At 62.7% G+C, this 25568-nt stretch carries 25 protein-coding genes; 11 read left to right on the top strand and 14 right to left on the bottom strand.

Translation table 11 applies throughout. The features are described from left to right. Positions 1-28 precede the first annotated feature (28 nt). Positions 29-394 carry a response regulator gene (locus AB1286_RS24335; RefSeq protein WP_430365798.1) on the top strand — a complete coding sequence of 122 codons (366 nt, stop codon included), beginning with the start codon at positions 29-31 and terminating at the stop codon, positions 392-394. Between the two features lie 118 nt (positions 395-512). On the opposite strand, the gene ftsH is transcribed toward AB1286_RS24335, so the two are convergent. After that, positions 513-2447: an ATP-dependent zinc metalloprotease FtsH gene (gene ftsH, locus AB1286_RS24330; RefSeq protein ID WP_430365797.1), complete on the bottom strand. Its 1935-nt coding sequence runs from the start codon at positions 2445-2447 to the stop codon at positions 513-515. Between the two features lie 163 nt (positions 2448-2610). Between ftsH and AB1286_RS24325 the strand changes: the two genes are divergently transcribed. Beyond that, entirely contained in the window at positions 2611-2982 is a 372-nt protein-coding gene (locus AB1286_RS24325; protein ID WP_430365796.1) for a hypothetical protein, read from the top strand. An 18-nt stretch (positions 2983-3000) separates the two neighbouring features. Here AB1286_RS24325 and AB1286_RS24320 read toward each other — a convergent pair whose 3' ends face one another. From AB1286_RS24320 to AB1286_RS24310, 3 genes are all read right to left on the bottom strand, one after another. Continuing rightward, the gene (locus AB1286_RS24320) at positions 3001-3468 is read right to left on the bottom strand and encodes a universal stress protein (protein ID WP_430365795.1); all 468 of its coding nucleotides are present in this window, start codon (positions 3466-3468) and stop codon (positions 3001-3003) included. Between the two features lie 84 nt (positions 3469-3552). Continuing rightward, positions 3553-3987 (bottom strand): carboxypeptidase regulatory-like domain-containing protein, encoded by a 435-nt coding sequence (locus AB1286_RS24315; RefSeq protein ID WP_430365794.1) that lies wholly within the window; start codon positions 3985-3987, stop codon positions 3553-3555. 32 nt (positions 3988-4019) lie between these two features. After that, entirely contained in the window at positions 4020-4670 is a 651-nt protein-coding gene (locus AB1286_RS24310; RefSeq protein WP_430365793.1) for a BON domain-containing protein, read from the bottom strand. A 384-nt stretch (positions 4671-5054) separates the two neighbouring features. Between AB1286_RS24310 and AB1286_RS24305 the strand changes: the two genes are divergently transcribed. Continuing rightward, entirely contained in the window at positions 5055-5255 is a 201-nt protein-coding gene (locus AB1286_RS24305; RefSeq protein WP_430365792.1) for a hypothetical protein, read from the top strand. Between the two features lie 30 nt (positions 5256-5285). Continuing rightward, positions 5286-6671, top strand: a complete 1386-nt coding sequence (locus tag AB1286_RS24300; protein WP_430365791.1) for an MBL fold metallo-hydrolase RNA specificity domain-containing protein — start codon at positions 5286-5288, stop codon at positions 6669-6671. A gap of 67 nt (positions 6672-6738) precedes the next feature. On the opposite strand, the gene AB1286_RS24295 is transcribed toward AB1286_RS24300, so the two are convergent. Both AB1286_RS24295 and AB1286_RS24290 read right to left on the bottom strand, forming a co-directional pair. Then, the gene (locus AB1286_RS24295) at positions 6739-6975 is read right to left on the bottom strand and encodes a UDP-glucose 4-epimerase (protein WP_430365790.1); all 237 of its coding nucleotides are present in this window, start codon (positions 6973-6975) and stop codon (positions 6739-6741) included. A 48-nt stretch (positions 6976-7023) separates the two neighbouring features. After that, on the bottom strand, positions 7024-7674 hold the full coding sequence (locus tag AB1286_RS24290; protein WP_430365789.1) for a BON domain-containing protein: 651 nt from the start codon (positions 7672-7674) through the stop codon (positions 7024-7026). A gap of 296 nt (positions 7675-7970) precedes the next feature. Here AB1286_RS24290 and AB1286_RS24285 point away from each other — a divergent pair, with 296 nt between their 5' ends. From AB1286_RS24285 to AB1286_RS24265, 5 genes are all read left to right on the top strand, one after another. Beyond that, the gene (locus tag AB1286_RS24285; protein WP_430365788.1) at positions 7971-8810 is read left to right on the top strand and encodes a universal stress protein; all 840 of its coding nucleotides are present in this window, start codon (positions 7971-7973) and stop codon (positions 8808-8810) included. 30 nt (positions 8811-8840) lie between these two features. Further along, positions 8841-9668, top strand: coding sequence for a universal stress protein (locus AB1286_RS24280; protein WP_430365787.1), 828 nt, complete (start codon positions 8841-8843; stop codon positions 9666-9668). A 336-nt stretch (positions 9669-10004) separates the two neighbouring features. Continuing rightward, positions 10005-12182, top strand: a complete 2178-nt coding sequence (locus tag AB1286_RS24275) for a sensor histidine kinase (RefSeq protein WP_430365786.1) — start codon at positions 10005-10007, stop codon at positions 12180-12182. Further along, a complete protein-coding gene (locus AB1286_RS24270) occupies positions 12179-12826 on the top strand; it encodes a response regulator (protein ID WP_430365785.1) in 648 nt (215 codons plus the stop codon). The genes AB1286_RS24275 and AB1286_RS24270 overlap by 4 nt, the downstream gene beginning before the upstream one ends. Positions 12827-12988: 162 nt before the next feature. Further along, positions 12989-13390 (top strand): response regulator, encoded by a 402-nt coding sequence (locus AB1286_RS24265; protein WP_430365784.1) that lies wholly within the window; start codon positions 12989-12991, stop codon positions 13388-13390. A gap of 75 nt (positions 13391-13465) precedes the next feature. On the opposite strand, the gene AB1286_RS24260 is transcribed toward AB1286_RS24265, so the two are convergent. The 6 genes from AB1286_RS24260 to AB1286_RS24235 all read right to left on the bottom strand — a co-directional run bounded on the left by AB1286_RS24260 (position 13466) and on the right by AB1286_RS24235 (position 22287). Then, positions 13466-13783: a hypothetical protein gene (locus AB1286_RS24260; protein ID WP_430365783.1), complete on the bottom strand. Its 318-nt coding sequence runs from the start codon at positions 13781-13783 to the stop codon at positions 13466-13468. Between the two features lie 239 nt (positions 13784-14022). Further along, positions 14023-14946: a hypothetical protein gene (locus tag AB1286_RS24255; RefSeq protein ID WP_430365782.1), complete on the bottom strand. Its 924-nt coding sequence runs from the start codon at positions 14944-14946 to the stop codon at positions 14023-14025. Between the two features lie 12 nt (positions 14947-14958). Beyond that, positions 14959-18375 carry a bifunctional diguanylate cyclase/phosphodiesterase gene (locus AB1286_RS24250; RefSeq protein WP_430365781.1) on the bottom strand — a complete coding sequence of 1139 codons (3417 nt, stop codon included), beginning with the start codon at positions 18373-18375 and terminating at the stop codon, positions 14959-14961. A 393-nt stretch (positions 18376-18768) separates the two neighbouring features. Beyond that, positions 18769-19902, bottom strand: a complete 1134-nt coding sequence (locus AB1286_RS24245) for a porin (protein ID WP_430365780.1) — start codon at positions 19900-19902, stop codon at positions 18769-18771. A 204-nt stretch (positions 19903-20106) separates the two neighbouring features. Beyond that, positions 20107-21357, bottom strand: coding sequence for a cation:proton antiporter (locus tag AB1286_RS24240; RefSeq protein ID WP_430365779.1), 1251 nt, complete (start codon positions 21355-21357; stop codon positions 20107-20109). Between the two features lie 54 nt (positions 21358-21411). After that, a complete protein-coding gene (locus tag AB1286_RS24235; protein ID WP_430365778.1) occupies positions 21412-22287 on the bottom strand; it encodes a LysR family transcriptional regulator in 876 nt (291 codons plus the stop codon). Positions 22288-22461: 174 nt separating this feature from the next. Here AB1286_RS24235 and AB1286_RS24230 point away from each other — a divergent pair, with 174 nt between their 5' ends. Continuing rightward, positions 22462-22869 (top strand): DoxX family protein, encoded by a 408-nt coding sequence (locus tag AB1286_RS24230; RefSeq protein WP_430365777.1) that lies wholly within the window; start codon positions 22462-22464, stop codon positions 22867-22869. A 49-nt stretch (positions 22870-22918) separates the two neighbouring features. Here AB1286_RS24230 and AB1286_RS24225 read toward each other — a convergent pair whose 3' ends face one another. Together AB1286_RS24225 and AB1286_RS24220 are read right to left on the bottom strand one after the other, a co-directional pair. Beyond that, positions 22919-24097, bottom strand: a complete 1179-nt coding sequence (locus AB1286_RS24225) for a YncE family protein (protein WP_430365776.1) — start codon at positions 24095-24097, stop codon at positions 22919-22921. A gap of 32 nt (positions 24098-24129) precedes the next feature. Then, positions 24130-24945 (bottom strand): creatininase family protein, encoded by an 816-nt coding sequence (locus AB1286_RS24220; protein ID WP_430365775.1) that lies wholly within the window; start codon positions 24943-24945, stop codon positions 24130-24132. A gap of 175 nt (positions 24946-25120) precedes the next feature. Here AB1286_RS24220 and AB1286_RS24215 point away from each other — a divergent pair, with 175 nt between their 5' ends. After that, entirely contained in the window at positions 25121-25429 is a 309-nt protein-coding gene (locus tag AB1286_RS24215; protein WP_430365774.1) for a DUF4148 domain-containing protein, read from the top strand. Positions 25430-25568 lie beyond the last annotated feature (139 nt).

Raw genomic sequence — 25568 nt, 5'->3', positions numbered from 1 at the left:
GCATGAACCGGAAGATTAGGTTGTTGCCATGAAGGTACTACTTGTAGAGGACTATGCGCCGATCCGTGAACGTCTGTGCGAACTCGTTCGGACCGTTCCCGGCGCCCATATCGTGGCCGAAGCCGACGAGCCGTCGCTGGCCGTCGCCGCCATCGAGCAGAACGAGCCCGCCGTGGTCATCATCGACTTGCAATTGAAAGCGGGGACGAGCGGCCTCACGATTTTGAAATGGGTCCGAGAGCATCGACCGGCGATCGCCGTGATCGTGCTCAGCAATTCGGCCTATGCGCAGATGCGCAAGGTCTGCCTCGAACTCGGCGCCAAGCTCTTTCTCGACAAAGCGAGCGAGTTCGTGCAATTGAGGGCCGCCCTGGTCGAGCTGACGCGCTACTGAGCGGCTACCGCGTCGCTAAGGAGTCCTTACTGAGCGCCGGCACCGCGCGACGTGCGAACGTCCGAAGCGCGAGATCTGTCGTATTGCTTTCGCCTCGCTATCGATTTGCCTTCGCCTATCAATGCGGCGCGGTATCGGGGGTGTTTTCGTTCGTTGCGTCGAGGTCGGTATCGACACGCTGATCCGACGGGCAAGGCAGGGCGGGCGGCGGACACGCGCTGGGCAACTCGCCGTCGATCAACTGCATGAGCGTATCGTGATCCAGCACTTCGCATTCGAGCAGTCGCCGCGCGATACGTTCGAGCGGTGCTCGCCGCTCTCGTAGCGTGCGCTCGACGCGCTCGTGCGCTTCGCGCAACAGCCGCCTGACCTCCTCGTCCACGAGCTGCGCCGTGCTCTCGCTATAGCGCGTACCGTCGCCGGGGACCGGATACGTCGTCGAGCCCAGCGTGGTCAAACCCAAACGCTCGCTCATTCCATAGCGCTCGACCATATGGCGCGCCATCGCGGTAGCGCGATCTAGATCGTTCTCCGCGCCCGTGGAGACGTCGCCGAATATGATTTCTTCGGCGACCCGGCCGCCGAGCAGCGCATCGAGCCGGTCGAGCAACTCGCTCTTGCGCAGCACATAGCGGTCTTCGGTCGGCACTTGCTGGGTATAGCCGAGCGCGGCCACGCCACGCGGAATGATCGATACCTTCTTCACGGGATCGCAGTGGGCCCGGCTTTGCGCGACCAACGCATGGCCGGCTTCGTGATGGGCGATGATGACCTTTTCTTGGGCATTCATGACGCGGCTCTTGCGCTCCATGCCGGCCATCGCGCGATCGATCGCCTCGTCGAAGTCGGACATCTCGACGGCCGCCTTCTCGAGCTCGGCCGCATGCAACGCCGCTTCGTTGACGACGTTCGCCAAATCGGCGCCCACGAAGCCGGGCGTGCGCGATGCCAATTCGGCCAAATCGACGTCGGCCGCGAGCTTTACCTGCTTGACGTGGACGGCGAGGATCTGCCGCCGGCCGACCAAGTCGGGGCGATCGATCGCGATGTGGCGATCGAAGCGGCCGGGCCGAAGCAGCGCAGGATCGAGAATTTCCGGGCGGTTCGTCGCCGCCATGATGATGACGCCCGAGTTCGGCTGAAACCCGTCCATTTCCACGAGCAGTTGATTCAATGTTTGCTCGCGCTCGTCGTTGCCGGAACTGACGCCGGCGCCGCGGACCTTGCCGAGCGCATCGAGCTCGTCGATGAAGACGATACAAGGCGCCTTTTGCTGGGCCTGTTCGAACAGATCGCGCACGCGCGCCGCGCCCACCCCCACGAACATCTCGACGAACGCCGACCCGCTAATGGAAAAAAACGGCACCGACGCCTCGCCGGCCACGGCCTTGGCGAGCAACGTCTTGCCCGTCCCCGGCGCGCCGACGATGAGCACCCCCTTGGGAATTTTTCCGCCGAGCCGGCGGTAGCGCTCCGCGTTACGCAGGAACTCGACGATCTGCTGCAACTCGGCTTTCGCTTCGTCGATGCCCGCGATATCGCCGAACGTGACGCCCGTCTCCTTTTGCATATAGACGCGCGCTTTGCTCTTACCGACGCCCATAAAGTCCTGCATCGCGCCGCCGCCCCCGCGCCGCATCAGCAAGCTCCAGACGAAAAAGAACGCCATCACGGGCACAACCCAAGACAACACGGTGCCGAGCCACGTACTGTCGCTCGCGCCTCGATAGCGAATACCCGCTTGAGCAAGCTGATCGGTCAAACGATCGTCGGCTACCCGCGTAGTCGTAAAGCGCCACGGCGAGCCTTGAGCCTCGAGCCCCTTGACCGCCGACGCCCCGAGCAATGCTTCGGCTTGCGGCATACGCACGGTGCCGGTGATTTGCGTCGGCGTGATTTCGAGGTCGTCGACCTGGCGCGCCGCAACCAAACGCTGGAAGTCGCTGTAGTCCACGGGCTGCGCCGGCGCGCGCAACGTCAGCAATTGAAATGCGATCAGCACGAGCAAGCTGACCGTAAGCATCGTGCTGATCAGATCGTTTTTGCGGTCCATGGCGGCTAGGAACGAGGCGCGTCGGCTCGCGCTAAAAGGTGAGAAGCGAGTGGGGTAAACCTAAATCCCACTGTACGCGGCACCGCACCAAGCGAATTGATACATATCAAAAGGGCGGAAACGGCACTAACCTAGAGTGAGATCGTCACCGAAGGAGGTCGCGATGCAGCATATCCATCACTTTCACCCCGAGTTGCGGCACGCGACGAAGCCCACCTATGTCGCCAGCTACGTTTTCCCGCTGCTGTTCGTCGTATACGAGGTTTATCGCGTCGGTTATTGGATCGCCATGCACGGCATGGATTTCTCCAATTTCAACTCGATGGGCTACGAATATCTGCTCATGCTCGGGATATTCGCCGTCCAAATCGTGGCCGAGGCGGTTTTTCTCGCCATCGCCTGGTTCGGCCGCCACCCCGACCTCGAGCACCGCGTAACGAATCTCGCGATGGGTCTGCTGTGCTCGCTCGTCGTACTGGGATTCGACTACGGGCTGCAAATCGCGTTTCGAAGCGCAGCCACGTCGTTGAATTGAGGCGACAGCCGGTCGCCGTTAGGCCGGCTGCTCGGTCTCCGGTTCGCCGCGCACGAGCATTACCGGGCACGTCGAAAACCGCAGGAATCGCTCCGATACGCTGCCGAGCACGAGCCTCGGCACGCCGCGCCGGCCGTGCGTACCCATGACGACGAGATCGGCTCCGATTCGCTCGGCATGGCGTTGCAGGCAGGTGGCCACGTCGTCGGCCATGCTTTCGGTTTCGATAATCTCTTCGTCGCCTTGGACCCCGCCCGCCGCCAGCGCGGAATGCACCTGGCCGAGCGCGGACCGGCCGTCGCCGCGCAGCGCGTCGAGCAACGCTTGCGGGTCGTAGTATCCGCCGTAGTTGAACAGCGCCGACTTGTCGACGACATAAACCGCATGAACCGTCGCGTGCGCAAGCGCCGCAATACGCAAGGCTTCCTCGATGGCGCGTTTGGACGATGCGCTGCCGTCGACGGCGAGCATGATGTTGCGATACATGGTGTTTCTCCTTATCGTCGGTTTGGGTTCGCTAACCGTCGCGTTCCGGGCAGCGGCGCGTTACGGCTTCATGGGTGCTTCAAGTCATTGCTTCAGGTGCAAATCGAGTTGCGCCGTTCCATGCGCGGGCACGACAACCGCGTGCGCCGCGCTCGCCTGCCCGCTCGCCGCGCTCACGCGGTAACGTCCGGCCGGCAAGCGCACGAGCAAGATCGGCCCATCGGTGCGCGCGGAGAACACCGGCTTGCCGGCTGCCGAGGCGATCGTCACGTCGACATCCGACAAATACTCGCCGCCTTGCCCGGCCACCAGGACGCGCAAGCTGTATTGCGCCGCCATCTTTTTCATTGCGGCGACCTCGTCCTCGCCGATGCCGCCGCTCACATAGACGATGCCGTTTTGCTTGAGCACGGTCGGCTCGCCCGGCGTCGCATCGGTTTGCGCGAACGCGCTCGCGGCACAAAACATCGCGCCCGCCAGGCATAGGCCTGCCGCCCGCGTCAGATATCGCCTCGACATAGTGTGGACTCTCCCTTGTGCAATAGAAACCTTTACTCGACCGTCAAACGGTCGACCACGTCCCGAACGCCTCGCGTGGCCCACGCGACGCCTTCGGCTGCGCGCTTCTCGGCGAGCGAATGGACGGCACCGGATAGCGTGACGACGCCTTCATGCACCTCGATTCGCATACGCTCGGCGTCGGCATGCGCCCGGCGCTTGAGCGCTCCGGCGATCTTCGCGCCGATCTCGGCCGCATCGGCCTCGGCGCGGACTTCGATCCGATTGACGACCCCCACGACGCCGCGCAGGCGCCCCACCGCGATTTCCGCCGCGCGGCGCTGATGGCCCCATTCGAGCGAGCCTGTCAGCGTGAGGCAGCCGTGATCGGCCTTCACGCCGATCGCACCGGGGGGCAGACCGTCGGTAGCGTCGAGCACGGCCTTAGCCGAGGCTGCGATGGCCTCGTCGGCGTGGGTTTGACCGACCGGCGGCGAAATGTGAAGCGCGATCGTAAATGCCCGCACGCCTTCTACCCGCTGCACGGCTTTTTCGACGGCCAGCTTATGCGCATAGCTCGGCACGGTTCCGGTGACGCTCGCCACGCGATCTTGAACGCCGACCGAGATGCAACGCTCGTCGACGGCGGGATCCCATTGCAACTCCTCGACTATGTCTTGCCGCAATTGATCATCGGACTTCATCGACACGCTCCGTCATCATGGGTGGGATTGCCTTGGCCAAACGTCGCGAGCCGAGCGTCTCAGGCGGACGACGGCTCGCATTTGGCCACGTCGATAGCATCGCTCAGCGCCGCGCGGCCGCCTTGATGCCGATCAACTCAATCGCGCCGAGGCGGGGAGAAGATGCACACATCTGCCGCACGTCTCCCGAGAGAGCCAATATGCCGCCCCTTTGTAGGCAAATGCCGACAGCGACACCCTCCTACCTACGAGAACTTCGGCTGGGCCTGATTTGCAACGCTTGCGGCGCGACCAATACTGAAGACATCGGATACCGCATCCGTGCAGCCGGCCCCCTACCGACCACCGCCCGGCTCGCAACGAAACGCCATACGGAGAGCCGCCATGTCGACCCAAATCACGAAGCAAACGATGACGAACGCCGCCGACGACATCCTCGAGCTCGCTCGCGGCGCGGGGTTGCTCGTCACGCTCGACGGTCAAATCGGCCGGGAGAAGTATCAAAGCGTCGCCGGTTCGCTGGCGTCGTTCATGCGATTCGTCGACGCACTGCGTGAAACGCTCGTCGCCGACGTCCCCATCTAATCGAATCTTATGTAAGGAGCCCACCCCGCTATGCGACTCACGTTTCTCGGCGCAACCGAGACGGTCACCGGCTCCAAATACTTGCTCGAAGGCGCCGGCCTTCGGATCTTGATCGATTGCGGCCTATTCCAAGGCACCAAGAACTTGCGGCTACGCAACTGGGCGCCGCCGCCGCTGGACCCGACCACGCTCGATGCGGTCGTTCTCACCCACGCGCATATCGACCATAGCGGCTACCTGCCCGTGCTCGTGCGGATGGGTTACAAAGGCCCGATCTACGCGACCCCCGGCACACGCGACCTATGCGGCATCTTGCTGCGCGATGCGGCCAAGCTCCAAGAGGAAGAGGCCGAGTACGCGAATCGCCACGGCTTTTCCAAGCACCGACCCGCCCTGCCGCTCTACACACTCGAAGACGCCGAACGCGCGCTCGATCTGATCGTGCCGCAGCCGTTCGACGCGCCGATAATGCTCGGCGAGCAGGCCGGATTCCGATTGCTTCCCGCGGGACATATCCTCGGCGCCGCGAGCATCGTCTTTCATATGTGCGGCAAGGTCATCGCGTTTTCCGGCGACATCGGGCGGCCGAACGATCCGATCATGCGCCCGCCCGCGCCGCTGGCCTCGGCCGACTACCTGGTCGTCGAATCGACCTACGGCGACCGCTTGCACGAGACCGCCGATCCGCTCGACGAACTCGAAGCGCTGTTCATGCGCACGTTCAAACACGGCGGCGTGGTCGTCATACCGAGCTTCGCCGTCGGCCGGGCGCAGTCGATCCTGCGTTACATCTCGATCCTGAAGGCGACGGGCCGCATGGCGAACGTGCCGGTGTTCCTCGATAGTCCGATGGCGGTGAGCGTGACCGAACTGTACCGGCGTCACTTGAGCGAGCATCGCTTGACGATCTCCGAGGCCGATGCGATCGGCAGAGCGGCCGTGATGGTGCGGACGGTCGACCAGTCGAAGGAGGTCTCGGGCCGTCGCGGGCCGATGGTCGTCATCGCCGGTAGCGGCATGGCCACCGGTGGGCGCGTCCTCCACCACTTGAAGGCGTTCGCGCCCGATTCGCGCAATACGATCGCGCTCGTCGGCTATCAAGCGGCGGGGACGCGAGGCGCCGCGCTGGCCGCGCATTCGCCCACGATCAAACTGCACGGCGAATACGTGCCGATACGCGCCGCCGTCGAGTCGATTTCGTCGCTCTCGGCCCATGCGGACTACGCCGAAACGCTCGAATGGCTCGGCAAGATGACGAAAGCGCCCACGCGCACGTTCGTCACGCACGGCGAGCCGGCGGCAGCCGATGCGCTACGCCGGCGCATCGCCGAGCAACTGCATTGGCGCTGTGAAGTGCCGACTTACCTCGAAACGGTCGAACTGGGCGAGGACGAACCGCGATCCGATACGGCCTGAAGATACGGCCCGAAACGACGCGATCGGCTCGTCGCCGCAAGCCGATTCGCGTCGGGATCTTTAAAGATTAAAGTTCGAAGCCGTTCGCCATCTTATGGTCGATCCACACCATGCCTTCGCGCAGCGCCGCCAGCAGCGCGTCGCGTTCGACCGTCTGCCGTCCGGCATAGTTGAACTCATGTTCGAACTCACCGCACGCGCCGCCATGCGCGACGCATACGGTGCAGGCAAAGCCCTCGGGCACGGGCGAAGTACGTGCGGACACGCGCCAGCCGGGGCCCTCGACTGAACCGGAAAGTGCCATCGCGTCGGCTCCTCGATGGGGGGTGGTATCAATCGTTGCCGCCGGTGCTCAACCGATGTCCAAATCGTCGATCACCGCATGCACGCCCGGCGCGGACCAAGCCGCACCGCGCGCCGCCGACCGTTCGGCATACGAGCCGACCTTGCCCTTGAGCGTGACGGTCCCGTCGCGCACGTCGATTTGGATGTGTTTTGCCTCACGCTCGGCATGGCGCTGCAAGGCTCGCTCGATCTTTTCGCCGATATCGTGCGCGGCTTTGCCGCCCGCGACCGATATCAAATTAGATACGCCCGTCACGCCGCGCATATGACTCACCGTGCGCGTCGCGAGGTGACTCAGATGGGCGTTCGGCACCTCGCCGCTCAGCGTGACCCAACCTTTTTCGACTTGCACCTTCACCGCTTCTTCCGATAGGCCGACCGTCCAGCGCAACATCGCGCGCACAGCGCTCGCCGTATCTTCATCTGTTCGCACATCGGTGCTGGGCAGCCGCACCGCCATCTCCACGACGACGGCTTTGACGCCGGACACGCGCTGCGCGGCCTTTTCCGCGGCCAGTTTTTCGGCGTAGCTCGAAGGATGCCCGAGCAGGGTCACCACGCGCTCCTTGACCTCGACGCCGATGTCGGCCGCATTCACCGCGGGATCGTAATCGAGTTCCTCTTCGACTTCCTGCTTCAATTGCCTGTCCGTTTTCATCTCGCGCTCCTTGCGTATCGGGTTAGTGAATGCCGTATGAATGCCTCGGTGCTCTATGCGATCCCGCGAATTCCATAGTGCCGCGCCGGCCGCGCTCGCTACTGACCTGGGTCAACAATCGAGGCGATCGACTGCGCGGTTCCGCCCCGATCGCCGCCGGCGGCCCGCCTACGCCCCCGCCGATCGGTTGACTTGCGTCAAGCCCCTATCGATCGCCGTGCCTACACTCATAGTCACTCGTGATGACACCGTGCGCGAATGCACAGGGCGTCGCGGCTTTCTTCGGAGCGAGCGCAATGAGCTACAAAAGTCTTCTCGTCCACGTCGATACGAGCCAGGCAGCTGAGCGGCGGCTCGAATTCGCATTTCGCCTGGCACAGCGATTCGATGCTCGCTTGAGCGCGATTCTCACGCTGACCCAGCCGGAAATCAGCTCGTTCTATGTCATGGCGGGGTCCGCCGACTTTCTGGCCGAACATGCACGCACCAATCACGAACGGCGCGAATTGCTCGAACGGTTTTTCAAAGCCGAGGCGGCCCGCACAGGCGTGCCTACCGATTGGCGCGTCACGACCGCCTATGCCAACGAAGTCGTACCCGCTGCGGCGCGCTTCGCCGATCTCGTCATCGCGGGCCAATTCGATCCGAACGATCCCGACTCGCTCGTCGCCAATCAGTTTCTCGAGCACCTGATTCTCGATGCCGGCCGTCCCGTGCTTATCGTGCCCTATACCGGCACGTTCGCCACGTTCGGCACGCACGTCGTGCTCGCCTGGGATCAGAGCCGGGAAGCCGCCCGAGCCGTCGCCGATTCGCTTCCGATCGTTAGGACCGCGAAGCAAACGACGATCGTGACGCTCGGCGCTCAAGGCGGCGAGCCGCCAGAGAGCCGGCTGCCGGGCGCCGACATCGCCGCCGTCATTGCCAGGCACGCGGCCGAAGTCGCCGTGGACGAGTTGCCTACCGTGACCGCCGCCGAGGTGGGCGATACGTTGCTCTCGCACGCGGCCGATTTAGGCGCGGACTTGCTCGTGATGGGCTGCTACGGCCATGCTCGCTGGCGCGAGCTCGTGCTGGGCGGCGCCTCGCGCACGGTCCTGAAATCGATGACGATGCCGGTGCTGATGTCGCATTGACCGAGAAAGAAATAGGAATAGGAAACCGCCATGAGCTACAAGACACTGCTCGTTCATATCGACGATAGCGCGCGCAGCGAAGCGCGCACCGCGTTCGCCTGCGACCTCGCGCTCAAATACGGCGCGCATCTGATCGGTCTTTACGTCGTCTGCCAGGATGTATTGCGTCCGCTCATGACGGGCGAGGAAAGCCTCGATCTGGGCGCGAACGAAGCGCGCCATGCGCAGCGAATGAGCGACGCGCAAGCGCGGTTCACTGCGATCGCGCAGCGAACCGGCTGCCCGTTCGAATGGCGCGCCCCGAACGGGCCGTCGGTCGAAACGGCCGTGCTGCACGCCCGCCATGCCGATTTGCTCGTTCTCGGGCAGGAAGACCCAGAAAATCCCGCCACTCACATCGCGCGCTATTTCGTCGAGGACGTGATCATGAGCGCCGGACGCCCCGCCGTCGTTTTGCCGCACGCAGGACGTATCGCCACGTTCGGCGAAAGCGCGCTCGTTGCGTGGGACGGCGGACGCGAAGCCGCACGCGCGCTGGCCGATGCCGTGCCGCTCTTGAAGCGGGCACGGTTCGTTACCGTGGTATCGGTCAGCAAGCGGCCCGAGGATTCGACGCCCGACGAGATCGACGTGGCCGGCTACCTCGAGCGCCATGGCGTTCGCGCGAGCTTCGTTTGCGTCCCGCGCCAGTCCGGAATGGGGACGGGTGCCACCTTGCTGAACCAAATTAGCGACCGCCATGCGGACCTGCTCGTCATGGGCGCCTACGGCCATGCCCGAGCACGCGAGCGCGTATTGGGCGGCGTCACGCACACGCTCTTCGAAACGATGACCGTGCCCGTCTTCATGTCGCATTAGCCGCCGATCGATTTGTGTCGACCTCGGTCCAGTCCGGGAACGCGCAGATCAGACCTTTCGCGAGCGGTCCGATGGCTCGCTCGCGAATCGACTATCTGCGCGATCATTGCGCCCGCCTTCGTGCGGGCGCCTTTTTTTTCTCTGACCTATTCTGTTAAAACAATCGGGCCCGCGAACCGCCGAGGGGCGCCGACGTACGTGAATACCCGCGCCATTGGCATCCGAGCACGAATCGAGGAGAATTTGTCGTACGTCTGCGCAATGATGCTTTCGGCGATCGCAGACTAGTTTCCTGGCCCCGCCCCGTGCGGGAACGCGATGACCCGCAGGATGCGCATGCCCGTAGCTGGAACCTCGTCCCCTCCGCCCAAGCCGGCCGGCAACCAAGGCAAGGCTGGCGCACACCTGCGCGGCCCGCTGCTCGCGGCGGCGGTCACGGCCATCATCGTTTTCGTCTCATCCATCGTGGCGGCGTTCATCGTCCGCGATCATTTGCTCAATGTCGCGGAGTCGACTTTCAACGTGCGCGCCACGCACATCGATTCCGATATCCGGCGCGAATTGCTGCTTTGCACGCAACTGCTGCGCGGGGCGAGCGGCTTTGTCGTCGCGCAGGCGCAAGCGGCCGGCGACGGCACCCCTTCGGCCGACGCCTGGGATCGATACGTCTCGCGCTTGGACTTGGACGACGCACCGCCGTGCGTGCGCTCGCTCGGCTACGCGCAGGCCACCGCGATCGGCGCAAGTGCCGAATCGACGGCCGGTGCGACAAGCGGCGCGCTCGCACGTACGGTGCTGATGTGGCCGCCGCGCGGCGATGCGTTCGAAGGTGCCGATCTCGGCGTCAGCGACGTCACGCGCGCCGCGCTGATGCGCGCCGCCAACAGCGGACAGGTGGCCATGTCGATCCGGCAACTGCCGCGCGAAGCCACGGTGGAAAACGAGTCGAACGATAGCCAGGCCCGCGCGCGGGTCGACCTGTTCCTCCCGGTTTATCGCACCTCGCCGCCGCCTGCGCTCGTCTCGGCTCGACGAGCCTCGCTCATCGGGTTTACGATCGCCCGGCTCGACACCGAATACCTCTTCGCCAGCGTTGCCGCGCACGAGCCGCGCATGGGGCTGCGCGTATCGGGCGGCCAACCGGCAATACTGCTCTATCCGCCCGGCATGTCGGGCGGCCCCCAGGACGAAGGTCGCCTACGGTTTCAGCGCACGGATACGCTGCGCTTCGGCGGCGAAGCGCTATCGATTACGTTTGCAACGAACGATCCCGCGCTGGTCGAGTCGGCCGATTTCAGCGGAAGCGCCATCGTCGCGGTCGGCTTCGCGGCGGCGCTCGTCGCGGGCGCCGCGGTCTTCGTGTTCGTCCGCAAGCGGGGCATGACGCTTGCAGAAACGGGGTCGGTGCGATTGCGCGCATCCCAGGACGAAGCCCGCTTGATGGCGATCATTCGTTCCTCGAGCGAGGCCATCATTACGATGGATGAAAATCAGCGCATCGTCATGTTCAATCCGGCCGCCGAGCAGGTATTCCGCTGCTCGGCCATGGAGGCGATCGGCACTCCGATCGAGCGGTTCATACCGGAAAGGTTCCGGGTAGCCCATCGCAAACACGTCGAACGATTCGGCGAAACGGGTGTGACCGAACGCAAGATGGGAAGGCAACAACCGGTTCTCGTCGGCCTGCGTGCCGATGGCGAGGAGTTTCCGATCGAAGCCTCCATCGCGCAGATCCACGAGGCGCAAGGCAAGCTGTATACGGTGATGCTGCGCGACGTCACCGAACGCGTACGCGCCGAGGACGCGCTAAAAGCCTCGCGCCAGGAGCTGCGCGCCCTCTCGACCAATCTGCAAAACGTTCGCGAAGACGAAAAGACACGCATTGCACGCGAGCTGCACGACGATCTCGGTCAGCAACTGACGGCGTTGAAGATGGATCTTTCCGCCGTGGAGCAATCGCTGGCGGAGGTGCCGAGCGCCCCGCCCCCCGTGCTCGCGCAATTGAGCGGGATGCGCCGCCTCATCGATTCGACGGTAGGCTCCGTGCGCCGGATCGCCGCGGATCTGCGGCCGGTCATGCTCGACGATCTCGGCCTCATGCCGGCCATCGACTGGCTGCTGACCGATTTCACGACTCGCTACGGTATCGAGATCGAGCGCCGCATCGAAGCGGGCGGCGCGCAATTCTCGCGAAACGGAGCCACTACGCTTTTTCGGATCGTGCAGGAAGCGCTGACCAACGTGGCTAAGCATGCCGAGGCGACGCGCGTGAGCCTCGCGCTCGTCGTCGAGGACGACCATTGCGTCGTGTCGATCGCCGATAACGGCTGCGGTGCGCCGAGCACGGCCGGCGACGAGGGCCCCCGGGGAAAATCCTTCGGCCTGCTCGGCATTCGCGAACGCGTGCACGTCCTGGGCGGATCGGTTTCGATCGATACCGCGGTGAAAAGAGGGTTTACGTTGAAGGTTCGGATCCCGCTCGCCGCAATACAACAGGAAGAGGCTCTGCCATGACCAAAGTACTACTGGCCGACGACCACACGCTTGTGCGTGATGGCCTGCGTCACATTCTCGAAGGCACGAGCGGTTTCGAGGTCGTCGGGGAAGCGTACGACGGGCCCACCACCATCTCCCTCGTGCGCAACACGCCCGCGGACGTTTTGGTGCTCGACCTCTCGATGCCCGGGCGCAACGGCATCGAACTCGTCAAACAGATCAAGGAGGAATTGCCCGCGCTGCGCGTCTTGGTGCTGACGATGCACGCGGAGCAGCAATATGCGGTGCGCGCGTTCAAGGCGGGCGCATCGGGCTACCTCACGAAAGAAAGCGCCAGTAAAGAACTCGTTTCGGCGTTGACGAAAATCTCGGCCGGCGGCGTATACGTCAGCCTGTCGATGGCGGAACGGCTGGCGCAAAGCCTAAACGAGCCGACCGACATGCTGCCGCACCAGCGGCTCTCCGACCGCGAATTCGACGTATTCCGCCGTATCGCATCGGGTCAAACGATCAGTGAAATCGCGAATCAGTTGTGCGTAAGCGCGAAAACGGTCAGTACCTATAAAACGCGCATTCTCGAAAAAATGCAGATGCCTCACGAAGCGGCCTTAGTGCGCTATGCGATTCAGCACAAGTTGTTCGAGGACAGCGAAGACTTGTAACCAAAGGTAACGCCTCGGCGCCTGCAAAGCGCAGCGAAAGGCCGCCGCGCGGGGCGGCGGCCTCGCTTGTAGGCCACGACCTACAAACGCGTTCGCGGTCGCCTACAACCAATTCCTACCGAACCGATTTTTATTTCATAAAGCGCTGACGATACTGTTCGCATGGAATCGAACAACCGATCACCGCTAAGAGTTTTCGTCGTCGACGAGTCGACACTCGTACGGGACCGATTGACTATGCATATCGGGCCCGACGGCGCCGCGCACATCGTCGGCGAAGCCGAGGACGTCGAGACGGCGCTACGCGGCATCGACGACACCGACGCCGAAGCCGTGATCCTGGATTTGCGCTTGATCGACAGCAACGGCATGGACTTGCTCCATGCGTTGCGCGACCGTACCGATCCGATCGTGACGATCGTACTGACGAACTATGCGTCCCCCGTGTTTCGCGAGGCGAGCGTTGTAGCAGGTGCCGATTATTTTTTCGACAAAACGACCGAATTCGATCTCGCGATGGAGACGATCGCGCGCTTGGCGCGAGAAAAAAACGCGGGCGCGTGAGCACGCAGCGGGCCGCGATACGCGGCCCTTTTTATATGCGCAGCGGGCGAAGCGATCGCCGTGATTGCGCAGACCTCATTTGTTGATCCGGGAAAAATCCGTGCCTCGATGCGTGAGTTCACGCTCGGCATAATCGAAAGCGGCGCGCACAGCGGCTTCGGGCTCGTTGTCGGAGCAATGCGGTAGTGCAATCAGTTGTTTATCGGGCGTGATGATGTCGAGCCGTGCATCGTAATAGCGGCCGTTCGGGCCGTGCAGGGCTTCGATCGCCAGGTGGCAGGCACCGACGCGCGAGGCGAAACGCATGAGCCGCAGTAGCTGAACGCCTGCCTCGGCCTCGATTCGTGCTTCGCCGGGAAACCCGAGATACACGATTTGCATGCCGATTCCCATTTGCCCTCTCCCACACCGATTCAGCTACCGCTTGCCGTTTGCGACACGCACGGACTCACGCCGCGCCTGACGTCATCTTCGCGGAGCACGCTGAAATCGGATTGACCTGGGTCAACGGAGCACGAGGGCGCGATATACGCGCCACCGGGCCTGGCCGTTAAAGCTGGCCGGAGATTTGGCAACGGGAGAGCTTTGGGGGCCGGCTCGCTTCGAGACGCCCCGCGGATTGCCGGTAACGTCTAGGCGCTGCGCCGCGCGACGGGCGCGGCGACCGGACGGACGCAATACGACAGCGCCGTCGCCTCGGGGCGAACGCAGTACGCTCTGGCATCGTTTTTCGCTTCGGGCTTGACGCAGTAGGCTTTGGCATCCGCCTTCGCTTCGGGCTTGACACAGTAGGCCTTTGCCTCGGGCTTGACGCAATACGCCTTCGCTTCGCCCTTGGCTTCAGGCTTCACGCAATACGCGGCTTGGCCGTCGCCCTTCGCTTCAGGCTTCACACAATACGCAGCTTGGCCGTCGCCCTTCGCTTCAGGCTTCACGCAATACGCAGCTTGACCATCGCTCTTCGCTTCAGGCTTCACACAATACGTGGCTTGACGATCCCCCTTCGCTTCAGGCTTCACGCAATACGCGGCTTGGCCGTCGCCCTTCGCTTCAGGCTTCACACAATACGCAGCTTGGCCGTCGCCCTTCGCTTCAGGCTTCACACAATACGCAGCTTGGCCATCGCTCGTCGCTTCAGGCTTCACGCAATATCCCACTTGACCTTCCCCTCGCGCGCCGAACTCCCGCGCGGCCAATTCGTCGCTTGCCGCCGCCAGGGCGAAATGCCGGGCCTCGTCCTGTGCCCCGTCAAGCCCGCTGTACGGATCATGGTGGATCATATAGCCGAAGATCCGTTCGCAATCGGCACCGTAGCATTGCGTATCGAGGATATGCATGTGCCAAAACTCGTCGACTTCCTCGCTCGGAACGATGGGGGCATCGGGATATTTCGCCGCGAGCTTCAGAAACTGCCGATAGCCCGCCTCCGCGCGTTCGATCTGACGCAACGCGATGACACCGTCGCGCCGATGCATGAGCTTCGCCTTGATGCGGCTGAAATCGAGCTCATCGATGGCTTGAAACATTTCGGCGACGCCCCGTTTAGTGGTCTGCATGATGCTATTCCTTCAAGACTTGATGAAAGCGCCCGGTCTGCTGACTTCGGCGCCATTGGCTGACGATCTCGCCGAAGACGCGAGACCGGGGCCCGCCGCTCTGCCGAGAAAACTCTCGACATCGGCGGCGGGAATCGGGCGGCTGAAGAAGTACCCCTGCACTTCGTCACAGCCCTCCTTGCGGAGAAAATCGATTTGCTTCTGCGTTTCGGCGCCTTCGGCGATGACGGTCAGCCCGAGGCTGTGCCCGAGCGCAATGACCGCGCTCGTGATCTGCGTATCGCTATGGCTATCCGGCACGTTGCGGATGAAGGACCGGTCGATCTTCACGGTATCGATCGGGAAGCGGTTCAAATAGGCGAGCGACGAATAGCCCGTGCCGAAATCGTCGATCGACAACCGGACGCCGGTGCGCTTAATCGCCGAGAGCCAGCGCACGGCTTGCTCGGGATGGCGCATCACCATGCTCTCGGTCAATTCGAGCTCGAGATACTTTCCCGACAGATTGGCGTCCGAAAGGGCATCCAAAATGCTTTCGTGCAAATGCGGATCCGCGAATTGCCGGGCGGAGAGGTTGACGGCAACGTGGATCGGATCCACCCCTAACGCGTGCCACTCGGCCGCTTGCCGGCAAGCCTCGCGCAAGACCCACGCCCCGATGGGCACGATGGCCCCCGTTTCCTCCGCGACGGGAATGAATTCGGTCGGCGGCACTGCGCCGAGCGCCGGATTGTTCCAGCGCAGCAGCGCCTCCACCCCCGTGCAATGATTCGTACGCAGATCGATGCGCGGCTGATAGACAAGCGTGAACTCGCCGTTTTCGACTGCATGGCGAAGCTGCGTCTCCATTTCCACGCGGCGATGCAACGACATGCTCATCTGCCGCACGTACATTTGATAGGTGTTCTTGCCGCGCTGCTTGGCGCCGTACATCGCCATGTCGGCATGCTTGAGCAGCGTCTGCGCATCCTCGCCGTCGCCGGGGAACGAGCTCACGCCGATACTCGCGCTGACCTGCAATTGCGATCCGCCGATCATGAAAGGCTGTGCGAGCGCGGCCTGAATCGCGTCGATCGTCTCCATGACGACAGCCACGCCGTCGCTTTGATGCTTGACGAGCACGACGAACTCGTCGCCGCCCAGCCGCGCGATCATGTCGACCCGACTCAACGTATCGTGCAAGCGCGCCACGACGGCGCGCAGCAGCAAATCGCCGACGTTATGCCCGAGCGAATCGTTGACGTCTTTGAAACGATCGAGGTCGATGAATAAAACGTGCAGCGCCGTTGCATCGGCGCGAGCGCGCGCCAGCAGCTCGTCTAGATGTTCGCGGAACATCAACCGGTTGGGTAGCCCGGTGAGCGCATCGTGCGTCGCGAGGAAATGCAGGTTGTCCTCAGCCTGCCGGCGTTGCAGGAAGTGGCTCATTTGGCTCACGATCGAGCGCGCCATGACGAGCGCTTGCGGCTCGGCATGGCGCCGTTCGCGGGCATAAAATTCCGCCATGCCCACGACGACCGAGCCTAAACGCAGCGCGAACGAAAACGTCGTGGCAATACCGGCATCGGCCAACCATCCATCCGAGCCCTCGCGCGGCGCGCCGCGCCCGGCCACGCTCCAATGGGGTGCCGCAGGCGCGTCTTCCTCGGCGACTACATTCGGGCCGTTCACGAGAAGCCAGGTCTCAAACGCACTGTCGACGGCCGTCGACGTCGCGCAAAGCAACTGTTTCGTGCCCGCCGGCGTGGGACGGAACGCGCCTCCATCCCAATCCATGCCCTGTACGATCGATTCGACAAGGTGACGGCATACGTCGAACTCATTGCCGGCCGTCGCGAGATACAACGTGAATGCATGCTCGAGATCGCGCGCCCGCTCGATCGATTTTTGTTTCGTGATTTCGAGTACGGTGCCGCGCAGCGTTCGATCAAGCGAAGCGCCGTGTGCGTGTCCGATCACGCGCAACCAACCGTGCCGTCCGCGCCGCGAACGGTATCGGCATTCGAGTTCGAACGCGTCGTGCGTCTCGATCGCGCGTATTGCCTCATGCATGAGCGTGCTGCGATCGCGGCAATCGATTGCGCGCAACAGCGCGCGCAACGAGAGCGCCGGCTGCCGCGAACCGATCAAACGCGCCATCTCCTTCGACATGTGCACGCTGCCGTCATCCACGCTCACGCGCCAGTCGCCCAAATGCGCGATGCGTTGTGCCTGGGCGCGCGCAGCCTCGCTTTCGCGCAGGTCGAACGTCATTTGCTCGGCGAGGTCCACTGCCCGCGAGCGTGAACTCGAGAGCGCGTACGCCAAACCGGCCAGCAATACGCTGATCATGACGCCGGCCACGAACACGACATCGGGCAACACGCGCTGCGTGCCGCTCAGCTCGGCCACATTGGCCGAAAATGCGATCACCCAACGACGCCCCACGAACGGCTGCTGCGCATCCCGCTGGAGCATGACCCGCGTGACCGCACGCGCCACGTGCGGCGTGCGAGCCGTCACCGCGGTCGCGGCGCGCGCAACGGCGCGCGTCGTACCGGTCGCGTGGCCCGGGGCCGCAATGGCCACGCCGTCGACGCTGTCATAGAGCAGCGACGCATTCGAGAGCGGCTTCTCCGGGCCGTCCATCGTTCCCGCGTCGTAAATCTTGAACTTGATGACACGCAGCGTTTCCGCACTGAGCAGACCGTCCATCATGTCGTTCACGCGAACGCCGGCGCCCACCGAGCCGATATAGGCGAGGCGCCGCTCCTCGACCGTCTTCGTCGGCATGCCTTTGCGATAAACCGGCATGCGCATCGCGAGACCGACGAATCGCGCACCGCGATCGTCGAGGATCAATCGCCCACTGCTGATCGGCTCCCCCGTATCGCGCAATTTCTCCATTGCCGCTCGCCGGCTAGCTACCGCATCCATATCTAGCCCAACCGCTTCGCGGTTCGCAGCAAGCGGTTCGAGGTAGGTCAGCACGTCGTAGCTGTCGCGCAGCCCCGGCGGGTGGATCGAAAAATCGATACCTGCCCGTTGCAAAATGGGATCGCTTCGCTGCTGCGCCACGAAAGTGCGAACGCCGGACGCACGTACGTAAGCGGCGTAATTCAACGTTTGAAAACCCGGGTAGCGCCCCGGCAAATCGAGACCTGCGACGAAATCGCGAAACTCGTCACGAGTAACGGAAGAATCCTCGCCGAATAGCGCGCGCATGGTGACGAGCACGTCGGTATACAGCCGCACGCGTACGGCGATTTGCTGCTCGACATTCGTCGAATCGCTATCGAAGCGAAGCTTCGCCTCGCGCTCGACGAATTGCCCGCAAATCGAATAGACGGTGAGCGTAATGGATAGCGCGAGCACGAGTACGCCGAGCGCGAAGCCCGTCGCGTACCACTTGCGACTCCCGTGCCGCATACGTCCGAATACCTCGCGCATTTGATTTCCCCAGAGGCCCGCACACCGCGGCCGACATGCCGACGAATGCGAAGCGAATGCGCGCATGCACCCCCGGCGCGGGCCACTCGCAGTCCGCGCCGAATGCTGCAAACGATTGTTAAAGGATCGCCGGGCCCTACCGGCACACGCGCTCGACTCAGCGAGCGATAAAATGGAGCAGCCGCCTAATAAATACGTCGCGGGCCGCATTAAAAATCGGGTTTTCTTATAGGCTCTTTTGTACGAAGGATAACGTTCGACGAGGTTGATTCAAGTCAAACAAACCCTATCGACGGAAACCCTCTAAGGGCTGTGTCAGGCAATGCTGACAAAGGATTCGGCCATCAGGGAATATCTGACGGCCGATGATCGAAACGATCGTGCGATTTTCTTTCAAAAGAGATGACGGAGCCCAATTGAAACCACGGTTTGCGAATTTGAGCTCGACGCAGGAAGCGTAAATAATTGCGCGCGGACGCCTTGACTCGAACGCAATACGACTGCATTCCAGTAAATATCCGTTCGCTTGGATAGTACGTAATCGATACCAGTTACGAATTGATTCCAATGCGCTTGCCCGAGCTTCGAATAGGCATAGCTGCCGGCCAAAGAAAGCGCATAAGTTACCGAATACCTCACCCCGCCCTCGGCTGTTCGAAGCGAAGCACTGACTCCGTTTTGCCGAAAGCCGACGAGCGTAAACACGCCGTGCAAGAATGCCGGCCCCCATTGATAACCGGCGCCCACGCCCGATACCGAGAGCTTGTCGAAAACTTGAAACTGGGGCAATAAGCCTTGCGCACGCGTGCCGACGAGCGGCACGCCGACCACCGAGGTGCCGATGCCGAAGGCGGCCGTGTAGTTATGCATGCCGACGTAGGCCGCGCCGGCGCGTAGTGGACCGCGTTCGTAGGTCGCGCCGAAGGCCACCGCGCTGTTCGCGACGAAGTTACCCGGTTGTCCACCGAATGAATAGAGCGCACCGAGTTGGAGTCCGCCCCATTCGGGCGTCACGTATCGAACCGAATTATCGAGGCGCTCGGCACCGAGCCGATCGAGATCGCCAAGATGAAAGCCGAAAACCGAGGGCGTCACGGTACCGGCGGCAAATTGCGTGAGGTTGGTCGACATGAAGTCGTATTGCCGGCCGAAGGTCAACGACCCGAACCGATCGCTCGCAAGGCCGACGAAGGCTTGACGCCCGAATTCGAGCCCGCCTTGCGAAAAGCGTCCGTCATTGAGCGTGAAGCCGTTTTCAAGGCGGAAGATCGCCTTCAAACCGTTGCCGAGCGGTTCGACCCCGCGCATTCCCCAACGATCGGACTGCCCCACGCCGCTTGTCTGCGCCCATGCGTGCGCCCCGCCCTGGTTCGTCACGTAGGTCACCGCATCGTCGACGATGCCGTAAAGCTGCACCGTGGCCTGCGCTCGCGCCTCGGGGAGCCCCGCCAGCGTAACGGCACCGATGATCAACGCGCCGCCCGTTACGCCCCTCAGCCGCCTATCCGACCGATATGCCATGCTCATCGCGCCTCCGCTGCTTATAGCCGCTGAAACGACACGTATCGGCGCTCATGAGAGCCGAGCCGCCGAGCAAAGACTGTGGTGCTTGGCGCCATTGCAACATCGATATCCGGCAAAACATACTGCCAGAACTGACAGGCACGACGCAAAAATGCCCGCATTTTTGCGCGATGACGCGGCGCGATTCAAAGCATAGGCGATGCGGGGTTACACGGCGGGGCTAGGCACGGCCAATTGAACGGGATGGCGCTGCCGCGCCCATCGGTGGGCGAGCTGCGCGCTCGCAGCCGTCATGGCCAACGTCGCGACCAGCAATACCGTATAAAGCGAGGCGGAGATCAATTGCAATTGCAAGCCGATACTCAGCACCATCAACTCGACGGTGCCGCGGCTATTCATCAATACGCCGATCAAGTGCGCATCACCCGGCGCGATGCGGCATAGCCGTGCGCCGAGATAGCACCCGGCATATTTGCCGAAGACGCCTGCCACGAAAAACAGCGCGAGCCATGCGATCAGCATCGGCGAATGCAACGCCGAAATCGACGCATGCATCCCTGCGCTCACGAAAAACAGGGGAGTGAGAACGACATCCGCCAGTCCGCTAAAACGGCGCTCCCAGAACTGCAACAAATCGCGACGGCGAGAAACGTTGACGGCCGCGATGAGCGCACCGAATGCGCTATGCAAGCCGAACGCCGTCGCCGCCCAAGCCGAGAGCAGCACATAACAAAGCGCGCAAACGAGCATGCCGGAATGGCCGTGCGTACGCTTGGCGAGCTCGAGTATTCCTTGCATCGCTAGCCGGACGATCGTGACCGATACCGCGAAAAAGCCCGCCAATAGCAGCAAGCCGTGCAACGCGGATTGTGTCGAAAACCCGGACTTCGCGAGCGCACCGACGCTTGCCAGCAAGAGCCATCCGGCGGCATCGGTGACTGTCGCCGCGAGAATCGATAAGCGTGCCGCACTGTGCCGCGCGATACCCGCCTCCGTGACGATGCGCGCCATGACCGGCAGCGCCGACACCGATAACGCGATCCCGCAAAAGAGCACATAAGCGATACGCGGGACATGCGGCGGCACGAACGAGCTGTCGCCGAAACCGGCCAACGCGCACCCCAGGCCGAACGGAGCGGCCATTCCAAGCGCTGCGACGACGACGGGGGGCCAAGCGGCCATACGTGTCTTGGGCATGTCGCCGACGATATGAGCGCCCGTTTGAAACATCAAAAACACTAGACCGAGTTCGCCGAGCTTGGACAGAATCGTCGCCGACTCGGGACTGAACAACGCCTGATAGCCCGCGCCGCCGATGGCGCCCAGCACCGACGGGCCGAGCAGCAAGCCGGCAATGAGTTCGCCGACGACCTTACCCTGTCCGATCCGTCGCGCGACGACCCCGCAAACCGATGTCACGACGATGACGACGGACAGTTGAAGCAACCAATTCGACATGACGAAAATAGGTATTGGAATGAGTCGAAGGCGTGATCCTAACCTACCCGTGCGTCAACGAAGGCGCACATCGTCGCAAAGGAAATCGATAAAGGTTCGGACTTTGGGCGAGAGATATTGTCGATGGCGGTATACGCCGTAAAGCTTAGTGCCGAAAAAACGATAGTCGGTTAAGACGGCCGTCAGCGTGCCCGCCTCGATGTCCCTCGCGATCAGGGCGTGCGGCAAGAATGCGAGCCCCATGCCCTCGAGCGCAGCCAGTCGCAGCAACGATTCGTTGTTCGTTTGCAGCACCGATTCGAACTTGAGTGCTTCGACGCCTCGCGGGCCTTCCACCTCAACGGCGTTGTTGGCCGGAAACATCGAATAGCCGAGCATCGTGTGAGTCGAGAGCGCCTCTGCCGTCGTGGGCACGCCCGCTTTGCGCAAATAGCCCGGCGAAGCGACGAGATGAAACGTCACCGGCGCGATGGGCCGTGCGATCAGCGCGGGGCCTAGCGAAAGCGGATTCGTCACGCGCAGCGCAAGGTCGAACCCCTCTTCGACGAGATTGACGAACCGGCCCGATAAGTCGACGTCTAAACGAACGTCGGGATACCGGGTTCGATAATCGTTTAGGACGCCTACGAAGTTCGGATTCGCCATCCACACCGGCGCGCTGACTTTGAGCGTGCCGTGCGGAGCCGCGGTGGATTGGCCTACCGCCGCCTCGACGTCGTCGAGTTCGTCGAGCAATTGCCGAACGTGGTCGAAATAGGTGGCGCCCGATTCGGTCAAGCTCAAATGGCGGCTCGTTCGATTGAGCAGCAACGTGCCCAGCCGGCGCTCGAGATGCATGACATGCTTGCTTGCCATTGCCGGCGACATATCGAGCCGGCGCGCGGCCGCGGCGAAACTCTTGGCTTCCACCGCCAATCGGAAAACCCGCATGCTCGTAAGCGTATCCATCCCATCGTCAACCAGCAGTAAATGATGGATGAATCATAGCCGAGTTGATGCGCCCCCTCGTACATCGTATCGTGGCGCGTCTGAAGTCGCTTCGATCAAGCGCGGTAGCCCGCGCTTGATCGAAGCATTCGTTCCTAAACGTCAACGATGACCATGATGATCAACGACAAAACCGCCCCGCTCGCCGCACTGTTGCTGCGCGTCAGCCTCGGCATTCTCTTTCTCGCCCACGTCGGCCTTAAGCTTTTCGTCTTCAGCGTGCCAGGGTTCGTCGGCTATTTCGGTTCGCTCGGCTTGCCGGCCATTGCGGCTTACCTCACGATCGCACTCGAACTCTTCGGCGGCATTGCGCTGATACTCGGCGTCTACGCCTCGTGGGTCGCGCTGCCGCTGGCCGTCGAAATGCTCGGCACGATCGTGCTCGTGCACGGCGCGAACGGCTGGCTCTTCACGAGCAAGGGCGGCGGCTGGGAATACCCCGCGTTTTGGTCCGTCGCGCTCGTCGTGCTGTTCCTACTCGGCGACGGCGCGTACGCGCTTCGCCCGGCCAAGCGCGCCGCCTGAACGCCCGACCCGTCCCACACGCAAAAGCGGCGCCTGTCGCGCCGCGCGATTAGCGCATATTGCCCGTATGCCCGAGCGAATAACGCCCGGGCTGCGGCCATACCGTGAGCCCGTGCGGCTCCATACCGACCGCGATCGACTTCACGGTGCCGGTATGCGTATCGATCGCATAGACCTCGTCGTCGAAGCGACCCGATAGCCACAGCGTCTTGCCGTCGGCGCTGACGTTGCCCATATCGGGGCTGCCGCCGCCGGGAATCGGCCAGGTCGCCACGACGGTACGCGTTGCGAAATCGAGCACCGAGACGCTGCCTTTGCCATGGCGCGGACCGTGCACGAGATTCGATCCACGATTCGCGATGTAAAGCTTGCTGCCGTCGCGGCTCGGATAGAGCCCGTGCGTACCCACGCCCGTCTTGACGAACCCCACCTTCTTGAAAGCGTCGCCGTCGATGACGTAGACGCCGTCGGCCATCATGTCTGCCACGTAAAACACCTTGCCGTCGGGCGCGATGCGAATGTCTTGCGGCATGCCCTTCGCTGCGAGGACCAAATAGCCAAGCACCTTGCGATTGACCATGTCGATCTTCGCCAGCTTGCCACCGAACTCGCACGTGAAGATCGCATACTTGCCGTCGATCGAGAAATCGGCGTGATTGATGCCTTTGCATTCGGGCACGTCAAGACTCGACATCAACCGCATCGTATGCGGATCGCGAAAATCGAGCCGCGCATGCGCTTCGGCTACGACGATGGCCTCGCGACCGTCGGGCGTGAAATACATGTTGTACGGATCGTCCACCGCGATCGCTTTGCCGGGCTTGCCCGTCATCGGATCGATCGGCGTCAGGCTGCCGTCCGTGCGCCCCTCGGCATTGTTCGTTACCCAAAGCGTTTTTAAATCCCAAGCCGGAACGATGTGCTGCGGGCTACGCCCTACCGGGAATTTATCGACGACTTTCGACGTGGCCGGATCGATGACGTAGACGTCGTCGGAGCGCAGGTTCGGCACGTACACGCGCGCGGGCGCACCGCTCACGGCCGGGCTCAAATGGTTGACGCCCGCCTCGCCGTATAGATTCGAGGCATCGGCGACACCCGGCATACCGGGCACCGTTTGCACGGTCGCAGCGCTCGCCCCCATCGCGGCGAACGCGATGCAGCCTCCCGCGAGCACGGCGCCGATCGACGAAGCGAGACACGTCTTGCGATATTTCTTCCAACCCATAGCACCTCCCCATGTTCTTGGCGACCGACTCGTCAACGGCCTCCCGTCTCTTTGCGAATGGCCTCGATCGTATGCGAGACGATCGCATCGATACCCATCTGCCCCAGCTCGGCGCTCGAGCGGCGCGGATCGCCGCCGTAGACGCCATCCGCTGCCGTCGGCTTGCGCGCCGCTCGCAACGCGTCTTGCCGCACCATTTGCGGCGCGACGGCCAGTAGCAACGACGTATCGGCAAGCCCCGCATGCGTGCCGATTTCATCGTCGCGATAGCCCTTCTCGCGCAGCATTCGGGCGTACCCGGTGGAGCTTTCGCCGTAATACTCGGCCGGCACGAATGCCCGCGCTTTGCCGCCGGCCCATGCCTTGTTCAGACGCGCAACGACCTGCTTGATGTCGTCTTGATAGCCGCCGTGATCGCCGAGAAACACGACGTTCTTGAAGCCGTGCACTTCGAAGCTATTCGCCGCCGATTCGAGGGTCTTTTCGAAGACGTCGTCGGAAACCGTAATAGTGCCCGGGAAACGCATGTGCGAGCTCTGCGGCGAATAGCCGCCTTCGGGCACATAAGCGACGACGGGAGCCACCAGCGCATTGCCGAGTCCGCGCGCGATACGGGCGGCAAGAAATTGAACGCGCGCGTTGTGCTTGCCGAGCGCGACGTACGGACCGCTTTGCTCCGTGCCGCCGATAGGGACGATGATCGTCGTCTTGCCGGCGGCGATTTGGTCGCGCACCTCCGTCCAGGTCAAATCCTCCAACTGAACGGAATTCGGCGTTTGCGCGAAGGCGAGCGCCTGCGCACACGAGAGGCCGAGACAAACGAAAGCTTTACGTAAGAAAAGATGCATCTTCCACCCCGCAAGAAACCGCCATATCGAACCCGCATCGCAGCGATTATGAGCAAAACCGTAACGATGATTTATCAAATTAGTCGTTAACCCTAGCACCTCCGATCGCTAGACTGCGTGCATCGGTTCGAGAGACGAACCGGCCGCAACAAAACAACTTTTGGAGGTAATCGCCATGAAATCGCTTATTCAATCCGTCGTGATCGCTGCCGCTTTGACCGCTCCGGTTGCCGTATTCGCCCAGTCGAACGCCCCCGTGACGCGTGCTCAAGTGAAAGCCGAACTCGTCCAGTTCGAGCAAGTCGCCGGCAAGAGCGCGTTCGGCCACGACCCGTACTATCCGAATGGGACGCAAAACGCGCAAGTACGCACGGTCGCGCAAAACGTGAGCGAGCAAGCCGTCGGCGGCGTGCGCGCCGGCTCCTCCGCCTCGGGCGCGCCGGTGAATGCGGGCGCAGGCGATGCGATTTATTTCGGCCGTTGATCGCCTCCGTATCAAATAAGCAAGGAACATTGAAACGAGCCGACTGCGCCGCAGTGAGCACGTCGGTCTACTAAGAACATCCTCGCTGCACCGAATCGAGCGCGTCTTGCCGCCGTCCACGACGAGCGCGCCGATCCGG

Origin of the sequence: Trinickia sp. NRRL B-1857 (assembly GCF_050470685.1) — a bacterium.
In the GTDB taxonomy this organism is placed as follows: domain Bacteria; phylum Pseudomonadota; class Gammaproteobacteria; order Burkholderiales; family Burkholderiaceae; genus Trinickia.
Note: the sequence above shows the minus strand (reverse complement) of the source record. Positions and strands in the feature narration are given on the sequence as shown.